The sequence below is a fragment of the Moorena sp. SIO3I6 genome (genome assembly GCF_010672095.1).
On record NZ_JAAHHU010000493.1, the window covers coordinates 1 to 3,153 of the forward strand.

3 protein-coding genes are annotated in these 3,153 nt (G+C 43.4%); all 3 read right to left on the reverse strand.

Annotated elements, in window-relative coordinates; all coding sequences use genetic code 11:
- Positions 1 to 336: aspartate 1-decarboxylase (panD, locus tag F6K49_RS38480; protein ID WP_293105658.1), on the reverse strand; the 336-nt coding region annotated here is incomplete at its 3' end.
- Positions 337 to 798: 462 nt separating this feature from the next.
- Positions 799 to 1,404 carry an ureidoglycolate lyase gene (locus tag F6K49_RS38485; RefSeq protein WP_293072206.1) on the reverse strand — a complete coding sequence of 202 codons (606 nt, stop codon included), beginning with the start codon at positions 1,402 to 1,404 and terminating at the stop codon, positions 799 to 801.
- Between the two features lie 24 nt (positions 1,405 to 1,428).
- Positions 1,429 to 2,823, reverse strand: coding sequence for a methyltransferase domain-containing protein (locus F6K49_RS38490; RefSeq protein ID WP_293105663.1), 1,395 nt, complete (start codon positions 2,821 to 2,823; stop codon positions 1,429 to 1,431).
- Positions 2,824 to 3,153: the final 330 nt, after the last annotated feature.

Genomic DNA, 3,153 nt, shown 5'->3' on the forward strand with positions numbered 1-3,153 from the left:
ATCAGCAATCAGTACCCGCGCTTGGTGTCCGCTAGTCAAAATTTCAGCGCGATCGCATTGCTCGTTTGCCCAGATAATCAAGGTATCTCCCTCTTTGCACAGTAGCGCTCCCCCTCCATTGGGACAAATTTTTCCTGAACCTGCTTCTCCTGGCAAAACATAGGTTGACCAGCGATTGCCATTGTCAATGTTGACAATTTCTACTTCTTCGAGGGGTAAAATCCCTACCTGTGCCAGCAAGTCGGAGTCAATCGTGACACTGCCCACATAGTGGCGGTTTGCCTCAGTCACACGCACTCGATGTAGCTTGGCGTGCATTAGTTTGATGGTCGCCATGATTTATCCTCCATTGAGTTTAATGAATTAAAATTCAATTGACTTGAACGAGCCTATTTCTGGACTTAGCCATTGGCATTTTACGATCTCTATTTGAGATTGCTATACCATCGCTCCAACAATCACCAAAAACCTAAATCACTTCGGTTAATCAGTGATTTATGAGTCTCGAAATACGGATTTTTTCTCGTCTGCCATGATTACTAAATAGGCTATTTTTAGCAGCTATTCAGTAATAGAAGTTGACACATTTTTTGATACATCACTATTTTCATGAAAATACATCGATTTACCTTTCTCCCTCCCGCCCTATCCCTTTCTATCCATTGAAATAGCCAGTTTAACAGTTACTTAACTGGCGCTCTAGCTCCTTTAGAAGCGGCTAGGGGAAATACTTGCACTTCAAATTATAGAAAATCATCTGTTTCTATCCATTCCGTGCTGTGTTTGCTATCTATATTCTCAGTCTTCTTCAGGTTTACGAAGGGGAATCTTTAGACAAGTATCTTGCTCCTTCAACAATAGACAATCTACGGTAGCATAGATACTGCCTTGTTTATTTTTATAGACTACTTCTCCAGACAGTGGTAAGGGAGCTGTGTGCCATACTCCAGGATGAATTGATATGCCGTAACTACCATCAGAGTAAAGCGCTACAAAATCTTCTGCTTTGACATTGTCCCCAGGAGGCGCTAATAGAAAGATACTAGGTTCACCATTTTTAGGAATAAAAGCCTCTCCTGCATCTAGATGGGCGCTAAGCCAATGCACTAGCACATAGTTAGAGTTAGTTTCAGGATCAACTACAGCCTTTCCAGCTGCACCACCGCGAGCATTTTTATGGTCAGCGGAAAGCACCGTAGAACCACGCCAATATACTTTGAATTCGTCTTCAATAAATGTACCATAACCCCCCCTAGCAATAAGAGGTCGTTTTCCTGGGTTTGGCCATTTACACAACTCTATTTCAACATCTTCAAAATCCGTGAATACAGTTCCTAATCCTTCAGCATTTTTTGAGTTCAGCTTTTTTAATGGAACGTCATAGTATTTGCATGGTGTAGCCATGATTTTCCCTTAAACTATCAGCAATTAGTGCTTTTTCAGCACTAGAGCAACCATTGGTTCTGTTTCAAAGATGTTAAACTCTACTCGATCCAGTATACTCCATGACAGCTCTTCGAGAATCTCTTGTAATGAATCGTTGCTTTCGTAGTAGTCAACTCGCAGGGTTAGGACAAAATATCCTCCAGACTTCAATAGTTCGAATAGGTTTCGCAACCCTTTAGGATGGGCGTGACCAAATGTGAATACCCCCACCGCCACAATCCCGTCGAATGCCTCAGGAGTAGAGAAGGTTAGAGGTTCTGACACATTTGCTTGGTGCAAGGCAGTGTAAACTTGCTTTTTCCTAGCTACCTCCAGCATTTCCTCGGAGAAGTCAACTGCTGTAATGTTGGTGTATCCTAGGTCTGCCAGAGCCTCACCTACCATTCCTGTACCTGCTCCAACATCAAGAATGCTTGCTGCTTTATTTGGCAGTACCTTTGCCAGAGCCCTAGCGGATAGAACGGGAGAGCAACGATAGGTCTCGTCTAAGTCAGCATCGTAAATGGTCGCCCAAGCATTGTACTTATCTTTTAAAGTTTTTTCATCATTAGTTCCGTAGATCCACGACACGCGATCGCTTACCTTTTGACAGCGATAGAAACTCCATCCGAGTTCCCGAGCTGTAATCGCCTCGCACATCTTATCATAGGAAGCGCTAAGTTTCGGATACTTGCTCAGAGCTAGCTCTGACAACAGTTGGTAGCTCTTATTGAGGTGTTCGCTCAAGTCTTTAGCCTCCAACACCATCAAGCCAATTTCACTGAGTGTTTTTGCGTAGGACTCATAGCTAAATGTTGGTTCAAACAGTAGTCGTTGATAAACGTGCTTTTGGCCTTCTGCGCTGATCTCGGACACTGGAGTGATCAGATCATCGAATAGGAAGATGCCTTGTTCTTGAAGAACACGGTAAATCTCCTTCAGAGCTAGCTCCCGCTGGTGGACATGGTAAAGGGTGGCTTGGCTCCAGACATGGGTAAAGGAATTGTCTGAGAAAGGTAGGCTAGTTACTGATGCTTTCTGAAAAGAGAGGCGTAGGGAGGGATACTCCTGAGCTAATGCCTTGGCATTGCCAACCCGGACTGCACTGATGTCAATGCCGACAACTTCACATCCTGTCTGCTGGGCTAGCCAGATAGCGGTGTTGCCGTTGCCGCAACCGATATCAAGTACCCGAGATTCAGTAGTCAGCCCACTGCAGCCGAGCATATATTCATTCCAACGGTGGCAAGCTGGGAGAAAGTCTTGAGCACGAGCGTCGGCTAAGTTTTCAAAATAGCCCCAGTGTAAACTGCCTTCAGAATCCCAGAAGCTACGATACATGCTGTCTTCGTGATCGTAAAACGCTTCTGTGTCCGCTTCTGTATATTTTTGTGTCATTTTGTTCGTCTAAGTTGAGACTTACAAGTCAGACTTACTAGATTTTCAAGGAAATTCCCTTCATGAGAGTAAATTCATAAGTGCTCGTTTCTTGAAATACTTCATATTTACTTCATATTTACTTGATAGTTTCCTTCATATTTCCTGGCCTTTTGGCCTTTAGGCCAAAAGGCCAAGGTCAATCTCAATTCTATTGACTAAGCTACTGGCACAGTTAATCTATTTAGGGATTTTTTTATCAACTATTAACACCTCCAAAACTTGGCTAAACCCTTAAGTTATTGCTATCTGAATTATCTAAGCTGGGGAAGCTTTTTTTTTCCAAGTCTC